The sequence below is a fragment of the Candidatus Chlorohelix allophototropha genome (assembly GCF_030389965.1).
GTDB lineage: Bacteria > Chloroflexota > Chloroflexia > Chloroheliales > Chloroheliaceae > Chlorohelix > Chlorohelix allophototropha.
In genome coordinates, this window is sequence record NZ_CP128400.1 from 1,030,069 (window position 1) to 1,050,084 (window position 20,016).

17 protein-coding genes are annotated in these 20,016 nt (G+C 49.7%); 8 read left to right on the top strand and 9 right to left on the bottom strand.

Annotation, left to right across the window (positions count from 1 at the left end; all coding sequences use genetic code 11):
• Positions 1-14: 14 nt before the first annotated feature.
• The 6 genes from OZ401_RS17080 to OZ401_RS17105 form a co-directional block, all read right to left on the bottom strand.
• On the bottom strand, positions 15-1,718 hold the full coding sequence (locus OZ401_RS17080; protein WP_341471655.1) for a hypothetical protein: 1,704 nt from the start codon (positions 1,716-1,718) through the stop codon (positions 15-17).
• Positions 1,719-1,724: 6 nt separating this feature from the next.
• Positions 1,725-3,326 (bottom strand): 3-hydroxyacyl-CoA dehydrogenase NAD-binding domain-containing protein, encoded by a 1,602-nt coding sequence (locus tag OZ401_RS17085; protein ID WP_341471656.1) that lies wholly within the window; start codon positions 3,324-3,326, stop codon positions 1,725-1,727.
• Positions 3,327-3,456: 130 nt separating this feature from the next.
• Positions 3,457-3,894, bottom strand: a complete 438-nt coding sequence (locus tag OZ401_RS17090) for a hypothetical protein (RefSeq protein WP_341471657.1) — start codon at positions 3,892-3,894, stop codon at positions 3,457-3,459.
• A gap of 64 nt (positions 3,895-3,958) precedes the next feature.
• Complete coding sequence (locus tag OZ401_RS17095; RefSeq protein WP_341471658.1) at positions 3,959-4,729, bottom strand: ImmA/IrrE family metallo-endopeptidase; 771 nt, start codon at positions 4,727-4,729, stop codon at positions 3,959-3,961.
• Positions 4,730-4,734: 5 nt separating this feature from the next.
• Positions 4,735-5,364 carry a hypothetical protein gene (locus OZ401_RS17100; RefSeq protein WP_341471659.1) on the bottom strand — a complete coding sequence of 210 codons (630 nt, stop codon included), beginning with the start codon at positions 5,362-5,364 and terminating at the stop codon, positions 4,735-4,737.
• Between the two features lie 25 nt (positions 5,365-5,389).
• Positions 5,390-6,196, bottom strand: a complete 807-nt coding sequence (locus OZ401_RS17105; RefSeq protein WP_341471660.1) for an RNA polymerase sigma factor — start codon at positions 6,194-6,196, stop codon at positions 5,390-5,392.
• Between the two features lie 378 nt (positions 6,197-6,574).
• Between OZ401_RS17105 and OZ401_RS17110 the strand changes: the two genes are divergently transcribed.
• On the top strand, positions 6,575-6,721 hold the full coding sequence (locus OZ401_RS17110; RefSeq protein ID WP_341471661.1) for a hypothetical protein: 147 nt from the start codon (positions 6,575-6,577) through the stop codon (positions 6,719-6,721).
• 118 nt (positions 6,722-6,839) lie between these two features.
• Here the strand turns inward: OZ401_RS17110 and OZ401_RS17115 are convergent, their stop codons facing one another.
• Complete coding sequence (locus OZ401_RS17115; protein WP_341471662.1) at positions 6,840-7,991, bottom strand: CaiB/BaiF CoA transferase family protein; 1,152 nt, start codon at positions 7,989-7,991, stop codon at positions 6,840-6,842.
• A gap of 246 nt (positions 7,992-8,237) precedes the next feature.
• On the opposite strand from OZ401_RS17115, the gene OZ401_RS17120 reads away from it, so the two are divergent.
• From OZ401_RS17120 to OZ401_RS17135, 4 genes are all read left to right on the top strand, one after another.
• Positions 8,238-9,083, top strand: a complete 846-nt coding sequence (locus OZ401_RS17120) for a fumarate hydratase (protein WP_341471663.1) — start codon at positions 8,238-8,240, stop codon at positions 9,081-9,083.
• A gap of 52 nt (positions 9,084-9,135) precedes the next feature.
• The gene (locus OZ401_RS17125) at positions 9,136-9,705 is read left to right on the top strand and encodes a Fe-S-containing hydro-lyase (RefSeq protein ID WP_341471664.1); all 570 of its coding nucleotides are present in this window, start codon (positions 9,136-9,138) and stop codon (positions 9,703-9,705) included.
• A 144-nt stretch (positions 9,706-9,849) separates the two neighbouring features.
• Positions 9,850-10,602: an RNA polymerase sigma factor gene (locus tag OZ401_RS17130; protein WP_341471665.1), complete on the top strand. Its 753-nt coding sequence runs from the start codon at positions 9,850-9,852 to the stop codon at positions 10,600-10,602.
• A gap of 16 nt (positions 10,603-10,618) precedes the next feature.
• Entirely contained in the window at positions 10,619-11,158 is a 540-nt protein-coding gene (locus tag OZ401_RS17135; protein ID WP_341471666.1) for a hypothetical protein, read from the top strand.
• Between the two features lie 70 nt (positions 11,159-11,228).
• On the opposite strand, the gene OZ401_RS17140 is transcribed toward OZ401_RS17135, so the two are convergent.
• The gene (locus OZ401_RS17140) at positions 11,229-12,749 is read right to left on the bottom strand and encodes an IS4 family transposase (RefSeq protein ID WP_341470342.1); all 1,521 of its coding nucleotides are present in this window, start codon (positions 12,747-12,749) and stop codon (positions 11,229-11,231) included.
• Positions 12,750-12,884: 135 nt separating this feature from the next.
• On the opposite strand from OZ401_RS17140, the gene thpR reads away from it, so the two are divergent.
• From thpR to OZ401_RS17155, 3 genes are all read left to right on the top strand, one after another.
• Positions 12,885-13,487, top strand: coding sequence for an RNA 2',3'-cyclic phosphodiesterase (thpR, locus tag OZ401_RS17145; RefSeq protein WP_341471667.1), 603 nt, complete (start codon positions 12,885-12,887; stop codon positions 13,485-13,487).
• 301 nt (positions 13,488-13,788) lie between these two features.
• Positions 13,789-17,115: a VWA domain-containing protein gene (locus tag OZ401_RS17150; protein WP_341471668.1), complete on the top strand. Its 3,327-nt coding sequence runs from the start codon at positions 13,789-13,791 to the stop codon at positions 17,113-17,115.
• Between the two features lie 14 nt (positions 17,116-17,129).
• The gene (locus tag OZ401_RS17155; protein WP_341471669.1) at positions 17,130-18,689 is read left to right on the top strand and encodes a glycosyltransferase family 39 protein; all 1,560 of its coding nucleotides are present in this window, start codon (positions 17,130-17,132) and stop codon (positions 18,687-18,689) included.
• Between the two features lie 8 nt (positions 18,690-18,697).
• Here the strand turns inward: OZ401_RS17155 and recF are convergent, their stop codons facing one another.
• Positions 18,698-19,957, bottom strand: a complete 1,260-nt coding sequence (gene recF, locus OZ401_RS17160) for a DNA replication/repair protein RecF (protein ID WP_341471670.1) — start codon at positions 19,955-19,957, stop codon at positions 18,698-18,700.
• Positions 19,958-20,016 lie beyond the last annotated feature (59 nt).

Sequence of the window (20,016 nt, forward strand, 5' to 3'; positions counted from 1 at the left end):
TATGATACCATAATTCAAGGCTGTAAGTGTTTTTTCTTCTTAGGGATATGTACGCTCAAATATGCTGCGCCAATCCCTACCAACGTAAAAATTAGTACCCAAATTGCCTGGATAGGTGTATTATCCAACCCATGTGCCGGTTCAAGCACCGTCACATAGGAAGGAAACCAGCTTGCTATATTGGCAGAGTGCAAGAAAGCGATATTATCCTGCAAAAAGAGCAGCAACTTAGCGGGTTGATTATCTTGCCAGTGGTAAAAGAGCTTTGGATTAATCGCAAAGGCAAGGCTAACAAGAAAACTCCAGTTTGCTACAAAGCTCACCAGCGCGCGCCCACGCCAGTTTCTCCACAAACTCTCCAGCGTCAACCCTAGCGGTAACGCCAACAAAGGCAGGAAGGGTGTCAGGTAACGAGCAGGAGGACACCACTCGCCCCACCACTGTTTGTACCGAGCTATGTAGCTAAAATAGGGTAATATTACTATTGCCAACCAGATAAAATCTTGACGGTTGCGACGCGAAATTAATTGTTTGGTAGTGGGCAACACCAGCAGAGCAAGACCGGACAACGCCAATAGATAAATAGGGGCGTAGAACAGTAAACCCCATTTTTGGTCGAGAAAGAGACCCAACACACCCGTCCCCACATTAACCCACTCAACGAATCCGGCGTGATCTTGCTCATTCGGCAGCAACTTTCCAAAGTAATAGAGATAGTAAGTCGCCAGCAGCCCTCCAAGCACTAATACGGGCAGCAGCAGCAACGCCGATTCCGCCAAACCCCACACTTTATCGCGATGACGCAAGTAAGCAACCAGTCGTTTTTTCTCAGCCCGAAAACGCCAAGCCCCACCTAGCAACCAATAAGTCGCCAGCGAAAGAGTAAATGTTATGTAAAGTGAATGCAGCCAAGGCAAAAAGCCCAAACATAAACCTATCATGAAAGCTTGTATTGCGTTATTTGCGCGTTTGTCTTCCGCTTGCGCCGCTAAACGGATGCGTCGGAAGGCATAGATTACACACAATGCGGCTGGAATCGCCGGAAATATCAGGAAGGCGTAACCGAATAACGGTAAGCTGAAAGTCAGCAATACCCATACCGCCCATGCCACCGAGCGTTTTCCGGTGGTCTCCCACGCCAACATCCAAAGATTCAACCCTAGCAAAGCCGCCAGTGCCGTCATAAATAGCGCCACCACCAACCGGATGCCGAAAATATTGCCCAGCGCATAAGCTGGCAATATTAAAACCGAGAGTCCCAACCCGTGTTTGGTATAATTGCCGCTGCGAATTGTCTGACTAGAAAAGTGGGGCGTTAAGTCTACCGAAATTTCGTCATAGGGAGGCAGGCAGATGCGCAAACCCGGAGCAAGTACTCCCGGTACATAGAGCGAAGCAGCCCAACCGGGGTGCATTATTTCGTCACAGGATGGGGAAAATTTCCAGTAATCGTGACGATTGTAATTGTTAGTTTCGTCTATATCGTGGTCTGCCAGCAAACTCTGCGCAGTCATAAGGTAAAAAGGCTCATCTCCAGTCACCGGATTTAGCCACTGAATAATATGCGGGGTTAGCGCCACGAAGAATAACCACGCCACAGAAAAAACCAGCGCCAGTTCTGTCCAGCGGGGTTTGTCAGAAACAGGAAGCGATGTTTCCTCGCCTACCGCTGCCGCTGACTCGGTTTCCAGCGGGGCGCTTTCCTCGGTACTACTCATCTTTTCTTAAAAATAGTCATGAAAACCGCGCCCCGCAGCCATACCAAGTCGCCGGGCGCGCACCATTTTACGTAGCAAAGGCGCAGGGCGGTAGCGCGGGTCTCCAGTTTCAGCCTGTAGATATTCCAACACCTGTAAAATATTATCCAGCCCGCTGCGATCAGCATATTCAAAAGGACCATGCCCATAGTTCATACCCAACCGCATGGCTTCATCAATATCATGCGGAGTAGCGAGTTTTTCCTGCAAACAGAAAGCCGCCTCGTTCACCATACAACTTATCACCCTTAACACCACCCCTGCCGGAACCTCCGGTATCACCACCGTATGGTAATTCATTTTATCAAACAGGGCGCGAATCAGTCCCGCCGTTTCGGGGTCAGTATCTATACCCATACTGATTTCAAAAAACTTGCTATGCACCCACACCAGCGGGCACCATGCTGCAATCGTTTTTTCGGAACGACCCACCAACGCGCCCAGTTCCGTGACAGATGATAAGGGGTTCAGCGAAACCAGTATAGCGTCCTCATGCGCTGCCTGCGCCACTCTTTTAAAAGTCTCTTTGTAATCTTCGCCGTATTCTTCCGGCACAAACACTACCTGCGCCTCGCCGGGTTCTACTATCCGGTAGCCCGCCTGTGCAAACTTGCCACCCCAACGGCGGGCTTCCTCCGTTTCCCCGCAAAAAGCTATCCGCTCAGGCGCAACCATTGACGGCACTTCTATATCCTGCCAACGTGGTTGCGGTTCGCTATTGCTTTCCGGGTAGAGATACCAGCCCTTGCCAACTCGTCGCCCTATATGCCCCGCCCGCACCAGTTTTCGCATCAGTGGAATCGGGCGATATTTGGGGTCGCCGAACTCTTGTTGCAGATTCTCACTCACCGCCAGCCCAATTTGCACCCCACTCAAGTCACTGGTAGTCAGCGGACCCATACGGAAACTTGCGCCCAACACCAGCGCCTTGTCAATCGCCTGTGGGGTTACGCCCTCACTAATTAGCAATTGGGATTCGTAATACACTGGGCGATTGATTCGGTTCACAATAAAGCCGGGAGAATCTTCGCAAACCACTGCGGTTTTATCCAACCGTTCCACCAGTTCCAACGCCTGCTGCACTACATCCTCAGCGGTTTCAGCCCCCCGTACCACTTCGACCAATTTCATGAGCGGAACCGGGTTGAAAAAATGTATCCCTACAAAGCGGTCGGGCCGCCCTGAGTTCGCCGCCATTTCGCTAATAGATAGACCGCTGGTATTGCTAGCGAAGATAGTTTCAGGTGGACAAATAGCATCGAGTTTTCCGAAAAGTTCCTTTTTGACCGTCATATTTTCAAAGACAGCCTCAATTACCAAATCTGCCCTCCGCGCCGCCTCTTCCAGCGCGGTAGTAGCAGTGAGTCGCGCTATAGCGGCTTCGGCAGTTTCAGCCGAGTATTGCCCTTTTTCAGCGCCGCGCCGGATGAACTTTGCAATCTGAGAAAAAGCCGCGTCCAGTTGAGGTGCGTTAATATCTTGCATGCAAACGCTAAAGCCAGCCTGCGCAAATACTTGCGCGATTCCAGCCCCCATCTGCCCTGAACCTATTACGGTGACTCTCTCCACTATAACCGCTCCTGTAGTAAGCCGTTCTTTCTTGTTTCGGACGGGCTAATAATCGATTCATTTTAGCATAAAGCAAAAAACGAGGCATTTACCTCGTTTCCTATCCTTTGAAGTTTTATTCGAGATTGCCCTATCTAAGCCGGGAATGGTTATGAGTAAAGTTCGCCGTAGTCCAACAACCGCATTCGGCGCAAAAGACCAGTTGGCGAGTAGAAGCGGGTGAAGGTAATGGGTGTGCGCGTTGCACTCTTTTGCGAGAGGAAAAGCGTGCTATTCGGATTATTCCATTTACAGGCTGAGGCTGTTTTCTGAGTTTGAGAGTTGACCAGTGCAACGCCAAGCCCACCAAACCCGCTACTACCCCCACCAAGCCCAATACTCCCAAACTGGCAAAGGCTGCGTCCTGTGAAGGATAAGGTTTAGGCAATCCGGCAAGCCATACTAGCAAACCGAAAAGCGTACAACTAAAAAAATACGCCCTCCGTGAAATTCGGCGAGCATATAGCGAATGTAAAGTCAGTAGGGTAACCAAAAACACAACCAGAAATACAGCCAGTAAAGGTGGCATATGTTTCTCCTCGCCAGCACAGGATATAATCGCAAAGTTGCTACTACCTGCTCTATCTTCCGGTTTAGAAAAATGTGCCTTGTCCCGGTGTTCCCTTGCGGCTTTCTGCCTTGCGCGAACGAACCCCTTTGAATTCATCCTGGCGCAAGCCCATTCCATTTAGCCGATAGTTTATTGCCGAAACCGAAACACCTAATTCCAGCGCCATACTTTTTACATCTCCGGCATGTTTTTTGTTAAGCCATTGCACCAGTTCGCGAGGCATCAGCAAACCGGAAGCAAAAACGTTTGCTTCCCATTCAAACCGATCGGCACGCTGCTTGAATTTGATAATCTTTGCCAGCCGCGCCTGTGCCTCTGCATCGTTCAATATGGTTTTCAGGGCGCTATCCTGCTCTTCTTCCATTTCGGTGGAATCGCAACGAAAGAAGCGCACGGCTTCCGCTGCGCCCTCTTCTTCCAACTCGAACAGGGTAGGCTGTTGGGCAACTTCAAGCGCCGGAATATAGTGTAAATAGTAATGTCCAAGCTCATGTGCAATTGAGAAATTCTGGCGTGTTTGCGATTCGTTTTCTTCGTACAAAATCTCCCCTGCCTCCGGGTCAAGTAAGCCCGAAAGCGAACGCCCGTCACATTCCAATGCCTTTACGCCTCGCACTGTAAAATCAGTCAGCGTCAATGCCAGATATTCCACCGGAACAGGCGGAATGTCCGGCACTTCCAGTCCGGCTTCTTCCAGCCTACCTTTAAACTCGCCGATGAGCTTGCCGGCGCGTTCTTCTATCTGGTAAAGGTTCGGTCTGCCCGACCATCTGCCGCCCCTATACCCTGTCATAGCTTTTACTCCTGTTCTTCTTCCCCTTTGAGCGCCTCAAGGATTTCCGCCTCGCTCAAATTCTGCGTGCGGGTTTCACTATCACGAGCAAACGCCATTCCCCGCATGGTTGGCGTTGCTGGTACACTCAGGCTCTTCACCGCGTTTTTCAGCCATTTCAGCAAACGCGGGAAAGCTGCATCCTTTACCCCATAGCGTTTTGCCAGAGCAGCATAATCTGCCAATCCATAATTCTTCAAATCATTCAAGGGTGTTGCGTCTTTTTTCAACGCCTCCACCACTTCCGGGCTTAGCCCGCTACCCGCTAATTCACCTGCGTTTAAGGCGGCAGATTGTTGCATATATTCGCCTAAGCTAGGGCTGGCGACAATTTCGCCCGTAAAAACTTTAGTTTTAAACCTTTCCCACGCTTTACCCCTGTCAGGCATGGCGCGTCCGGCGAGTGTCGGTATTTCAAACAGTACTAACCATTCGTGTAGTTCAATTTCAAGCTCAGGATACTGACTCGCAAAAGCATCAATCTCGATGGGTTGACCTTCGTTGCGCTTTGCCAGAAATTCCGCTACCGCCAATGCCAATGACTCTTCCCGTTCACTGATTGTCTGTTCATCACCCGGTAATTCGCTTCTTCCCATGACTTTCACAACCTTTCCACCGCCGTTATAGTAGCCAGTCTTGCGCCTGACCGGGCATGCGCTTGCGGAGCCATACGATGCCGCGAGATGTATTGTGTTTAACCTGATCCATCGTCAAGCCCAATTCATCCGCCACTTCCTTGATTTTCTTGCCAAGTAGCCACTGGTAAACCAGCGGTGTGCGATAATTGGGCGGCATTTGTTCAATCAAATCGTGCAAAACTCTGACTTGCTCCAACCGAATTGCCGAGTCCGGTACATTTGCGGAGGCATCTTCCACTAAGTTAATAAGTTCGGCGCTTTCACCTTCCACCCCCGGCGCAGAAACATTGAGAGAAAGTACCACTGCCCCTTTTAGTTTGGAAGGTTCTTCTTGACCTTCCTCGTGGCGATTGGCGCGTTGCAACTTACGCCCTTGCAAAAGCTTTTCCAACAGGGTAGCATATTCGCGTTCAAAAGAGTGGCGCACCAAACCCCGCAGATTTGTAACCACCTCGCGTCCGTTCAAGCGCTCCCAAACGGTCTGAAGAGTATCCTGAGCCAAGTCTTCGGCATAAACCGCACCGATTTTACTCAACGCCCAAAAATAAGCTTGGTTCCAATACCGCTCAAAAATAGGTTTAAATGCTTCCGCCGCTTCCTCACTACGTGCGCCGAACTGTTCCGCTCTTGCCTTGTAGGCAGACACCAGTTCACTATCGCTGGATGGTTGCCTGTTCTGGGCGGAACCGCGCGGTCTGCCGCGCCCGCGAGGTTCGTTTTCACTCATGTGTCCTTTAACCTCTTCAATATATTCCCCCGCAGTTTCAATATCAGGATTCAGCTTGTACACGTTTTTTCCTCCAGTTTTTCGTTTCGGCTCAACAATAATTGTTTCGGCTCAGATGAACGTGTAAGGTTCTCAAATATTAATCGGCGGGTCTAGTAAAAAGTGCCACTATTTACCTATCATTTACCTCTATTAAAAACCAATTAATCATAGCAAATTATTTCACACAATAAAATAAGACGGCTAACCCCTTTACCGTTTAATTCTGTCTGCTATAATCCAATTATACCTAAACTTTAGGAGAGCAAAGCCAACAGACATTGTGAGTGAGATTTTTAGCTCAAGTCTGCCCGTACCCTTGAATTATACATTTTAGTCGTGGAGTGGCGGCATAAGCCGTCTCCCTTTTTATTAACTTAACGTCTTTCGGGGAGCTTAAAAATGAGTACTAACGAATTGGAAGGGTTGGTGTCAACATTGCGCCGCCTGATGAACAAAGCGCAGCAAGCAGGCGATACCATTGAATATTTTCGCTTAGGCGAAGAACTACGTATGGCAGACGCTGTCCTTAAAAGCATTAAAAATTAGTCTACTCTTCAAATCACCTGAACGGCACCACGCCACCCGATAATCCCCTTTTTACGATGAAGTAAAAAGCTTTAATCCTGAGCCATATCTGCGTTATTGACAGATATAGAAGTTTTTCTTATGCCTCGAATTCTTCGAGTTCGCGCAGGATTTCGGAATTATGTTGTCCTGCCGCGGGAACAGCTTTTAGTTCCCGTGGCAGGTTTACTAACCCAAAAGGCGACACCAGCGCCTCCAGCATACGTCCGTCTGGAACTTGTAGTGTGGAAAAACGCCCTTGCGCCCTCAATTGAGGATGCTGCGCCACCGTTTCTAAGCTATTAACGCGCCCGAAAGGTACATCCGCTTCTTCCAATCGCTTTTCGAGTTCTTCCACCGTCAGTTCGCTAAAAATCTCCTCGATTAAAGCCTCTAATTCCTCACGTCTTGCCACCCGCTTCTCATTAGAATCATAGCGTGGATCGCTGGCAATATCGGGGCGTACCAACGCCACCCGACACAATCTACGCCATTGTTCTTCATTTTGCACTGCCAGATTTACGCTGCCATTTTTGGCACGATACAAACCGTAAGGCACTATCACATTGTGACGTGAACCAGAACGCTGAGGGGTACGCCCGGTGTACATAGAATAATATAGGTAGGGCGCAACCCATTCCACGGTCGAGTCGAGCAAACTGGTTTCGATAACATTCCCCTGCCCGGTGGTATCACGCTGCCGCAACGCCAGTAAAATTGAGGAAAAACAATACAGCCCTGCCGCAATATCCGATACCGAAATTCCGGCTTTCATCGGGTCGTCCGCCGTTCCTGTCAGCGCGTACACCCCAGCCTCACCCTGCAACAACAAATCATAGGCTTTCCGATCACGGTAGGGACCACTCAACCCATAACCACTCAGAGTACATATAATCAAACGCGGGTATTTCTGGCGCAAAGCCTCAACTCCCAAACCCAACCGCTCCGCCGCACCCGGCGCAAGATTTTGCAAAAATATGTCTGAATGTGCCAACAGTTTATGTACAATTTCAAGGCTTTCAGGCTGCTTCATATCCAGTGCGAGACTGCGCTTGCCCCGGTTCGCCCACACAAACCAGCTACTTACATTCTCACCAGCGGCGCTGTCGTACTGACGCGCAAAATCGCCTCCTTCCGGTCGCTCAATCTTAATTACATCCGCGCCCATATCGGCAAGGTAGCGTGTACACAACGGCACAGCTATTGCTTGTTCCAGCGATAACACCCTCAACCCGGCTAAAGGTAAATCCATTTCCAGCTAATTCTCCTGTTATTATCGGAATATTACGCCCATTTATGCAAAGCAATATCCAATATTATAGAGCCTATTGTCATACTTTTTCATTCCGTTTTGCCGGGAATCAATGCTTATGATGATTTTTATTGAACCTGCCTATCCTGCATGCCCTGCCTTAACGTTGCTTACAACCACCATAAGGGTTATACTGAGTCACAGATTGAGACAAACTTCACATTACCTATAGACAGGAGCCTTGGTATGCGAGAAATACCAGTATCCACCATCAGCGACGCTGTCGCAGAACTCTGTCGTATTGCAAATTTTGAACTTCCCCAGGATTTCGTAACCGCCCTGCGTGTAGCTCAAACCAAAGAAGCCTCACCACGCGGCTTGCGAACCCTGCAATTGCTAGACCAGAATCAGGAAGTAGCCCGCGCCGAACAAGTGCCAAGTTGCCAAGATACCGGCTTTGTAATTGTATTCGCCGATGTTGGCACCGAAGTAAAAATAATCGGCGGCGAATTAGAAGAAGCTATTCAAGCGGGGGTAGGCAAAGGCTATAAGCAAAACTATCTACGCGCTTCGATGGTAGAAGACCCGCTCTTCAATCGTACCAATACCGGCAACAACACTCCCGCTATGACCCATTACGAGTTTGAACCGGGCGACCAAGTACATCTGAAGCTGATAGTCAAGGGCGGCGGCTCTGAAAATTCTACCAAACTCTATATGCTTACTCCCGCACAGGGCGCAGAAGGCGTTAAAAAAGCGGTAGTGGAAGCAGTACGAATGGCGGGACCAAACGCCTGCCCCCCGTTGGTAGTTTGCGTGGGCGTGGGCGGCACTGCCGATAAAGCTATGTTGATTGCCAAGAAAGCCAGCCTTCGCGAAGTTGGCTCGCCGCATCCAGACGAGCGCATCGCCCAGTTCGAGCGGGAATTGTTGGAAGAGGTCAACGCTACCGGCGTAGGTCCGCAGGGTTACGGTGGGCGCGTTACCGCTCTGGCAGTACACGTTGAAACCTTCCCAACCCATATCGCCTCACTGCCAGTTGCCGTCAACCTGCAATGCCATGCGGTCAGGCGTGCTAGCGTAACAATCTAAAGAAATAACCCGCGCTACTTGTTGGTGGCGCATTACCTTCAGGGGGATAAATATGAGCGTAGTACAAGACCCGGTAAAAATCCATACGCCCTTGACCAAAGAACAATCGCTTCAACTTAAAGCGGGCGATCAGGTGCTTATAACAGGCACACTTTACACCGGGCGAGATGCCGCCCACAAGCGTTTTTCCGAAACGTTGGAACGTGGCGAAGCCTTGCCGGTAGATTTGAACGGTCAAATAATCTACTATGTAGGACCTAGTCCGGCAAAGCCCGGTCAGGTTATCGGCTCGGCAGGTCCCACCACCGCCACTCGCATGGACAGCTACACTCCCCAACTGCTAGAGTTGGGCTTGCGCGGCATGATTGGCAAGGGCAAACGCAGCGAAGCCGTCCGAGATGCTCTCAAAAAACATGGGGCGGTATATTTCGGCTCTATCGGTGGATTGGGCGCATTACTGGCAAAGTGCATCAAAAAATCCGAAGTGGTAGCCTATGCCGACCTAGGGGCAGAAGCGGTACATCGCCTCGAAGTTGTGGATTTCCCGGCCGTAGTGCTATGTGACGCTCATGGCGGTGATTTATACAGCAGCGCCGTTAAAGAATGGGCTTTGGAAGAATAATCAAAATCGCTGAAACAAATCAAACCTCTTGTGTGTCTTAATCTGTAGGACGCGACAAGAGGTTTTTTTATTGCGATAAACGGGATAAGTCAAAATCTCCTTGTCGCTCTAAAGTTACTATGATAGTATGGCAGGTAAGGCACAATGGGATTTTCGTTAGCGCTACGCCGTAGTGGAGTAGATACACTAACCGCCCGCAAGGGTAAACAAACGGCAGCGAGAATGACCGAACCAAATCGCTTGAACACACAGGTCGGGGCGAACCCCTATCACGTAGTGGCAGCGCAGACCGCGCGAACCGCCCCGACCGAAGCAGATTTAATTGAGCGAAGCAAAGCAGGCGACCAGCAAGCTTTTGCCGCGCTTATTGAGTTGCATCAAGATCGGGTTTACAATCTTGCCTTCCGAATCCTGCAAAACGCCGAAGAAGCCGATGATGCCGCGCAGGAAACATTCCTGAAGGCGTGGCAAGCATTACCCACGTTCAGGGGTGATGCCAAATTTAGCACTTGGCTCTATCGTGTAACCCATAATCATTGTTTGAATCGCTTACGCTCTGCCCGTAGTAACCCTAAAACCGTTTCGGTTGAATGGTACAGCGGAGAGGATAACGAAGAACATGATATTCTGGCTAATCTACCAGGCGATGAAAGCGACTTACCCGCCATCCAATACGAAGGGCGTGAACAGCGCGATATAATTTGGAATCAGGTAGATGCGCTTCCCGCTCGATATCGCGCTATAATTGTTTTATATTATTCGGACGAATTATCCTACGAGGAAATCGCTACCGCACTTGAAATTCCGGTGGGAACCGTAAAAACCCATCTCTATCGTGCCAAAGCACTCCTCAAAACCCGGTTGGTTGAGTTAAACCAGAAGGGTATTCTAAGTTGACTTTGGGGTGGTAAATATGGATATGAAAGAAAACAACCAAAATAGCAACGTTTCAGGGGTTCATATCCACTATTATGATGCCCTTGAGCGGGTCTTGTCGGAGCGTCCGGTTTTGAAAGCGCCGCGCAATACTTCCCAACGTGTGCTGGCGAGGCTTGCCGCCCTACAACCGGCGGAAGCACAGGTTATGATGGCAACTCGCGTTAAATACGCGCCGCCCACCGCTCTACCGCTACCCGATATTGAGGATGAAGACTCCCTGCCAATAAACCGTCGTCTTGGCTTCTACCTGTTTGCCCTGGGTTGGGTTTCCTTGCTGATTGGGCTTGGGGCGTTAGCTTGGTTCTTCGTGCTTTCCCCGCTTTTGAACGGCGATAAATTCGGGCTGATTTACTGGATACTGGACACGCAGGACGGTTTGATGAGCTACGGGCGCAACCTGCTTAATCTTTTCTCACATGCCGCGCCTTATCTGCCCTCCTTCCTGAGCCTGATAGCCGGGTTAGTAATAATGTTGCTGATCTTCCGCGTACAGCGTTATCGGGAAACGGCCTAAATCTACAAAAAATATTTTCAGACAGGGGGTTAGCCCATAGGCGTATAGTTAAGCCTTTCACAAGTTAAAATCAGGCAACTTTGCATATTAGTGTAAGGTCGGGAGCATGTAGCTCGCGGGTGCTTAACTGAATTTGGCTAATCTGTTGGTAACTAGTGAGGCGATCTGCTCTTTTCTCTTTCAAACTATAGCGGCCCCATCTTTTCCTGAGCTTTTTAATCAATTTCTTTACTTTCTTGTCTTTACCTCTCAGCAAGGCTTTGCCCAGCCTTACGATTTCTGTACCTAAGGTCTGAAGCGCTTTCGTTAGGCTCAACTCCCGCGTTGTCTTTATGAGCGCCTGCAATATAAGGGGCTTCGCCCTGCCTAACTTCGCTTTGTCCGTTTCTTGCCATTGACGGTTGCTTTCTCCTCCTGATGATCCCACCAGTGCTTCCACCAAGTTGGTTTCTTCCGCTTCCCCCATTTCTTCACTCCCTGCTACTCCCCAACTCAAATAGATCAGCAGGGTGTAGCCAATTAACCGGGCATAGATTTCGCACCATACCCGGCTCAATTTCTTGTTGCCGCTCTGTGCTAGTCCCAAACCACTTTTCCAGAGCTTAAAAAGTAACTCGATTTGCCAGCGCAAGTGATAGACTATACCCACCTGATAACCACTTAACAGGCTCTCGTGCACATTCGTTAGATACAAGTTCCAGCGTAACCGCTTAGCTGTCGCGGCACTCAACTCCCGCCCTTTGAGTTGGCTAACCTTTTTCGCTTGCGCCAACCGCTGGAGATAAGCTTCTTGCGGTAGCACTTGTGCCACTACCCGTAACTTCAACCGTTCTTTTTGCCCTACTTCCACTCTTAACTCTATTACTGTTCCTGCGCAGGTACCTCCTCTGCGCCTTAATTCCGACCCTAAAGCCAGGGGCTGGTTACTCCCCTGCTCATACAAATGCACCTTGGGGGGCAAGCGGCTCACAAAATAATGAGCTGCCATCAGCCGTTTTAGCCGTTCCAGGGTGCAATAACCCAAATCAAACAGTACCAAACTGCCTTCCGGTAATTTTTCCAACTTATCTTCAAAGCTCTGATCTGGTTCCAGCGCCGCTTGTGCCGTCACAACCTCCACTTGCTGCTGCAAATAATCATAGGTTATTTGTAACTTCATACCGGCTTTGCCAGCCTGTCCACCACTGGCAGGCTGACTATCCGCCAGTTTGTTAGCTAGCCCTATATGAGTGCTATCTATCAGGTACACTCCTCTAAAAGGTTCAAACAGTTCCAACCACAAACCTTCTCGCTGCTGCCACACTTGTAGCGCTTCTTCGAATAGCAAGCGTAAAAACTCCACTGTCACTGAGGTTAAGCGTTGGCTCAACCCCGAGCGGGTGACATTTACACCGAATTGTTGGGCTATTTGGCTCAATTGGTTAAGGCTAGCGCCGGGCTGGCTCATAAAGCCTGTTACCAACACCAGTGCCAAAATTGTCCCTGTGATTTTCGAGCTGCGTTTGTTCACTCCTTGCTCGTTCGCTAGTGCTTTGGCTCGTTCCCCAAATATTTTTTGCAAAGCTCCAACTATTTCGTCTATACTAGGCATGTGAGTTTCCTTTGGTTTTGTAGTAAGAGTTGAAGAGTCTTACATCTTACCAGAGGAACTCACCTCTTTCTATTTGTGATTCTCTTAACTATACGCTTATGGGGTAGACCCCTGTCTTATTGTCTGGTCTAAATTATGAACGATAAAGAAACTATCCGCTGTTTTGTGGCGCTGGAATTACCACCCGTTCTCAAGCAAGAGCTTACCACGCTGATAACCGAATTACAACAACTCGACCGGAATCGTAAGGTGCGCTGGGTGCGCCCGGATGGTATCCACCTCACCTTAAAATTTCTGGGGGAAGTAGCTGCCCCCCGCCTTCCCGAAATCATTTCTGTAACCGAAAATGCGCTTGCTCCTGTCCAACCGTTTAGCCTAATTGCCGCTAAGTTGGGGGTCTTTCCCAGAGCAGATGCCCCTCGCGTAATCTGGGTTGGACTGGATGGCAACCTCAAAGCGTTAGCGGCAGCGCAACAAGCAGTAGAAAAAAGTCTTGTGCCGCTTGGCTTTGCCCCCGAAACGCGCCCTTTCTCACCACATCTAACCTTGGGGCGCGTTCCCGATATCGGCGCAGAAGAAAAACGCCGCCTCGGACAACTGCTTCAAACCTTTTCCGGCAAAAATTCTTTTGGGCATTACCGCTTTGAGGAAGCGGTATTAATGCAAAGTACGTTACTACCCGATGGCGCGATTTATACCCCTCTCGCCCATTTCAAATTTGAAGGGGCTGCCCCCTAGCTAATACCAGCTATTTTTGCGCCTGCAAATTATAAGCAGATAGAAAATAGACCTATGTAACTAAAGGAATCGGAGCGGGGTTCTCAGGGGTGCAACCCATGTGCGGGGTGGCAAGGGGTGTCCCTTGAACTCCTCTCTCCTATTCCCCCTTGAGGGGGTAGGGGGTGAATTGTTACAATAGTTTGATACTAATCGAATTTTCCGGTTTAGGGTTGTGATTCTCCAAAGGGCTGATGTATAATGCCGCAAGGAAACTTATCGTTCCACCTTTGCCCCGTATGGGGTATTGGAGAAGTATGCAATGCCCAATATCTCTTTTGGTTATCCTCAAGCTCTCTTTCTGCTTTTACTCCTGCCTCTGGTCTATCTAATCGCACGCCCCGGCAAAAACAGGATACCAACTCGCACTCTTTTACGTCGCCGCAATCGTCGTTGGAGCGTTGGGGTGCGTCTGCTCATAGTAACCTTACTGGTACTTACAATAGCCGATATTCAGCTAATCACCCAAAGCGATAAATTAGCGGTGGTCTTCCTGTTAGATGGTTCGGATAGCGTAGGTGCGGGCGGAAAGCAGCAGGGTACAAACTTTATCCGGCAGGCTTCCGAAAAGATGAAGGGCAATCAGGAATACGGCGTAGCAGTTTTCGGGCAAGACGTTTGTATAGAAAAAGTAGTGGACAAACAGCAGCATTTTGATAATCCTACCTGCGCTCCCGGTACAAATTACACTAATTTAGCGGAAGCGGTACGGCTTGGCACTTCTATGCTGCCCAACGATTCACAGCGTCGCTTAGTGCTTATCTCGGATGGAAACCAGAACCTAGATGAAGTGCGTAGCGCTGCCAAGCTGGCGGCAGCAGCCGGAGTCCAAATTGATGTAGTTCCATTGGAACAAACCGACGGACCTGAAGTAGCAGTAGGTAATATCAGTGTCCCCAGCAACTTGCGCGAAGGTGAGCAATTCAGCCTAACCGTCAATATTGATAGTAACTACGAGGGTAGCACCAAACTTTATATTTTGCAGCAAAATCAAGTAGTAAGCGAAAGTCAGGTTACTCTAAAAAAAGGCAGTAACACCTTCACCCAATCGCTAACTGCTACCAGCAAGGGCTTTGTAAATTACACGGTGCGTATTATCCCCGATCGGGATACTCTTGACCAGAATAATGAAGCCAATGCCTATAGCGTGGTCAAGGGTAAACCCCGTGTGCTATTGGTAGATGGACATCCCGATGAACAAGAAGCGGCTAATCTCCAGAATGCGCTCACAGCCGGAGAAATTGAACCGACTATTATTCCACCCGAACGCTTCCCAAACCTCACCGACCTAGCGCAATACGATGCGCTGGTGTTGGTAGATGTACCTGCCAGCAGCCTTACTGCCAATAACATGAATGTCATCCAAGCTTATGTCAAAAATTTAGGCAAAGGTATGATTGTAGTTGGCGGCGAAGAAAGCTATGGATTGGGTGGTTATTTCCGTACCCCGCTTGAAGAAATGCTTCCGGTGGAACTTCAATTACCCAACAAATTGCAAGCGCCTAGCGTAGCAATGGCGCTGGTAATTGACCGCAGCGGCAGCATGGCGGATGCGTACAACGGACCTGGGGCAGGCGCTTCGGGCGTTCCTAAAATCGAAATCGCCAAAGATGCGGCTTATCTTGCCGCCACTCAGCTAAACAATTCGGATCAAGTCGGAGTTGTCACCTTCGATACTACTGCCCAATGGGTGGTAAATCTTGCTCCAATGGGCAACCCTAGCAATCTGGTTAGCGCAATTGGACGCATTGCACCCGGAGGCGGTACTCAAATTTCCACCGGACTTTCAGCGGCAGTTGACGAGTTGAAAAAAGCCACTGCCCAGAATAAGCATATAATCTTGCTTACCGATGGTCAGGATGCCGACAATACCAGCTATGACGCGCTGATAGCGGAAGCAAATAAAGCCAATATTACCATCAGCACCGTTGGGTTGGGCGAGGATGTGGATGAAAAAAGACTCAAAGGGCTGGCTGACCAAGGCGGTGGGCGTTATTATTTCGTGACCGACCCCAGTAACTTGCCCAAAATTTTTACCAAAGAAACGCATCTTGCTTACCGCAGCTACATCATCGAAGAACCTTTTATACCTACCGTAAATGCGCCAAGCCCCATTTTGAAAGGGATTACCGCTACACCCCAACTGTTGGGCTATGTAGGCACTAAAATAAAACCGCTCGCCACCACTGCCCTTGTCACCGGCAGAGGCGACCCGCTTTTGGCACACTGGCAGGTAGGGCTTGGGCGTGTGGTAGCTTGGACTAGCGATGCAAAAGCGCGTTGGGCTACCGATTGGTTAAAATGGAATGATTTCCCACGCTTCTGGGCGCAAACGGTGCGCTGGACTATTGCCGAAAGCGAAACCGGAGGCATGCAGGTTAGTACCAAAATCGTAGGCAACAAGGTTCAAATCTCAGCCGACGCTATAAATAATAGTAGCCAGTACCTTAACGGGCTGGATATAAATGCTAATGTAGTAAACAGCAACCTGAACGGTGGCAGCGAAGAAGTTACGCTCTCCCAAACCGCCCCGGGTCATTATGAAGGGTCTTTTGTCCCCAAAAACACGGGCAGTTATATCATCAATGTACAAGGAGGGGCGAACAACAACACCGTAACGGTGGACAATGGACAGGTAGCGGACGTTGGCAACCTCTCTCAAACTGTTGGTGCAGTCGCCAGTTATTCACCGGAATACAAGCAATTGGGTACCAACAAACCGTTACTGGATGAAATAGCTTCCCTTACAAGCGGCTACACCCTTTCCAATCCTGAAGAAGCGTTTAACGATAATTTGCAGCACACCAGCCGTAGTCAATCGCTATGGCCAATCTTGCTTGCCCTTCTATTGCTGTTATACCCGCTGGATATCGGGCTAAGACGGGTTAATCTCTCGCCGCGTGCGCTTCTCAATGGCTTCCGCAAGCGTAAACAAGAAGAACCGGAAAGGGCTGCCGAATTTGAAGCTACAATGGTCAGTCCAGAAGTGAGTCGCCTCTTTATGGCAAAAGAAAGAGCATACGCGCATACTGGAGCGCACCATACTGAAACCGAAACGCATCGTTCCGGCGCAAGCTTGAGCAACAACGGCGAACTTGGCGCAAAATCCGGGGTTGCCAGCGAAACGCGACCTTTTGTCAGCAGCAGTTCACGCAATAGCGCCCCACCAGTATCAGCCAAACCTACAACTGCGTCGGTTAACCCCAAAGTTGTGTCAGAACCCACGCCCGAAGCTGAGGAAGAAACTGTTTATGGTGCGATGGCACGCCGCTTCAATCGCACGCCCTCCGCGCCGATTTCTCGTGTGGATGAAAAACCCGCAACAGCCCAACCTGCAAAAACTCCGCTAGTTGATCCAGAAGAGGAAGCGGTCTTAGGTATTAAAATACCTGTTCGCCCGGTGACAAAAATTGAGACTGTGCTTGCAACGCCTACCCAGCCCAAAAGCGCCCCTTCTAAAATACCCGAACCCGAGCCAGTTTCGGGAGAAGAAAGCGGTATGACCGGCAGATTGCTGCGCGCCAAACGGCGAGTTTATGAGGAACGCAGTCGCAAGGACGAGGAAACAACACAACAGAAAGAAAACTAGGCAGATTAAAGAAAATGAACCTTGCGCCATCGGTATCGGGTAGTAAACTAAAAGTTCAAAACTCGAAGCTGAATCGGCGTATTTTCATTTTCTTCTTGTTACTCTTCTTCCTAACTTTCGGCGGGCATCTCTACAGTGGTGACGGTTTTACCAGCTACGCCACCGCTCGAAGCTTCATTGAAGGCAACGGCGGCGCATTGGATAACTATAGTAACGATACTCGCTTCGCCCTACGTGGGGCTGACGGCAAGCTCTACGGCAAATATGGTCTGGGTCAAGCGTTAGTTGAAATTCCCCCTATTCTTTTCATAAAACTGCTCTCGCTTTTCTCAACCGGTTTTGCCGAAGATGCCACCGCTCGTTTTCTGGTTAGCACGCTGAACTTATTCGTTTGCGCCACTACCCAACTATTACTATTCAAGCTTGGCAGAAAATTGGGATTCGGCACGCTCTCCGCTTTTTCGGTAACGCTGCTCTACGGCATCGCCTCGATGAGTTGGGTGTACAGCCATCTCGATTTCAGCGAACCGTTAGTCACGCTCTGTTATTTGCTCATGTTTGGCGCGCTGCTGGAAGGACAAGACAAGCGACATTTATTCTGCGCCGGGTTTTGGCTAGGCGCTGCCATTCTCTTTAAAACGGTAGCGGCTATTGCCCTTTTCCCCCTACTGCTTTACCTGATAATGAAATCAGGACGGCATAATGCGCTAAAAGCAATGCTATGGCTGGCGCTACCTTTATTGGCTACCGCCGCACTGCTACTCTGGTACAACTTCTACCGCTACGGCAAATTCACCGAATCGGGCTATAGCGCAATAGCCGACCAGTTTGCCTTCGGTTCTGTTTACGGCGGGATTTACGGCTTTCTGTTCAGTTCCGGCAAAAGTATCTTCCTCTATGCGCCCGGTCTAGTTCTTGCCCTTTTCGGCTTAAAACCATTCTGGCAAAGGCAAAAAACGGAGGCGGTTTTCGGGCTGAGTTTGTTCACGACCTACCTAATCTTTTATGCGCTCTTCTGGAACTGGGAAGGCGATTGGACATGGGGTTCGCGTTATCTTTACCCTGCGCTGCCCTTCCTGTTCCTCTTTGCGCTGCCGCTATTGCAAAACCGTAGCAAACCGATGCGCTGGTTCTTCAAACTGGTACTAGTCACCGGGATTCTGGTGAATATTGCCGGGTCGCTGGTTGAGTTCAACTATTACTTCTATGTAAGCGGCGCTGCTAACGCTGAACCGGACTGGCGTTTTGTACCCGAACTCTCGCCCCTACGCGGACAAGTGTTTTTAGCTGCATCCGCCTTCAGCCGTACCGCCGGAGGCGCTTCCCTGCAAATGGACTATACCGGGTGGGATGCCGAACGAGTGCATGCCGTTACAAAAAAAATCGAGCTTGCGCCTTACGACAAATTCGACCTCTGGTGGTTGCGCTTCGCCAACCCCGAAGGCGCGACAAACGGTTGGATGGGATTGATAGTCGGGGGGCTTATCGGAATCATTTTAGTTATAATAATTTGGAATAGCTGGCAAAGATTAAAAATTCAACGGGATATAGTAGCCGCTATCGAAGCTGAGTAATGAAACCTTCAAAGCCTGACGACTCTGCCAATTTCCACCTTATATAATTGAGCTATTTTCTTAAGTCGCTCGGCATCACCGAATAGCGACAAATCGGTGGTGGTGATTAATACCTGCTGCGAAATTGCCAGCACCGTATCTAGCACATATTGCCGTCGTCCTGCATCCAGTTCGGAGAGAATATCGTCCAGCAACAGAATCGGACGCTCATCGGTTTGTTGCTCCATCCAACCTGCCTCTGCCAGTTTCAACGCCAGCACAGCGGTACGTTGTTGTCCGCGTGAGCCGAATACTGCCAGATTCTTACCCTCATACAAAAAACTCAAATCGTCCCGGTGCGGACCTGCCAACGAAACGCCTCGCGCAAATTCCTGCACCCTTACCTTTTCCAGTTGCGCGGTAAAAGCGGCGGCAATTTGCCCCTCATTCTCTACAACCCCCTCTGTAAATTCAAAACTGGTCTGGTAAACCAATTCAAAATCGGGGGTAATACTATCACCCAACAAGCCAAGCAAATTGGAGTGAAGCAAGGCGGCGCGGCGGTTTAGCCCTTGAACACACTCATAGCGCCGCTTTATGATGTACGACCCTGCCTTTACCAGTTCCTCGTCCCAGATAGATAATTCCAGTTGCTCTTTCTGGCGCAGTGTACCTGACAACTTTTGAGCCTTTTGCTTCTCGCGGTATTGCCGCAGATAACCGTTGCGCTGTGCAATCACTTTGCTATAATCCTGAAGACAGCGCAGATAACGGTGATCTACTTGCGAAAGGGTAATATCAAAATAGCGGCGGCGCAGCGACGGTGCACCGATTATCAAATCGAGGTCTTCCGGCGAAAATAGCACTACATTTACCTTGCCGATCAAGTCCATCGCCCGCTTGGCAGAACCGTTTAGCTTGACACGTTTGCGCGCCGGGACAGGTTGCTCAAGTTCTTCGCCCGCTGAAGCATCACGGGTGATCACTATTTCCGCTTCTAGTTCGTCATCGGTGCGCTGCACGTTGGCATGAAGGCGAGCAAAAGCAGGCACGCCAAATTGAGGTTCTGCCGCCAGATTCACCAGTTCCTGATCACTTCCGGCACGCGCCGATTTAGTAGTAGCAAGCATATAAATCGCTTCCAGCAGGGTAGTCTTACCCGCCGCATTTTCACCCTGAAACACGCTCAAACCGGGTGAAAGCGACAAGTCCAGCTTGCTGTAATTGCGAAAATCTTTGAGATGCAGTTGAGTGCAATACATAAGCCGATTATAGCATAAGCTGGACAAATCCCTCGTAAGCTCGGATAATATTGGGGTGAGGGCTGACAAAATAATATAGGCTTGAA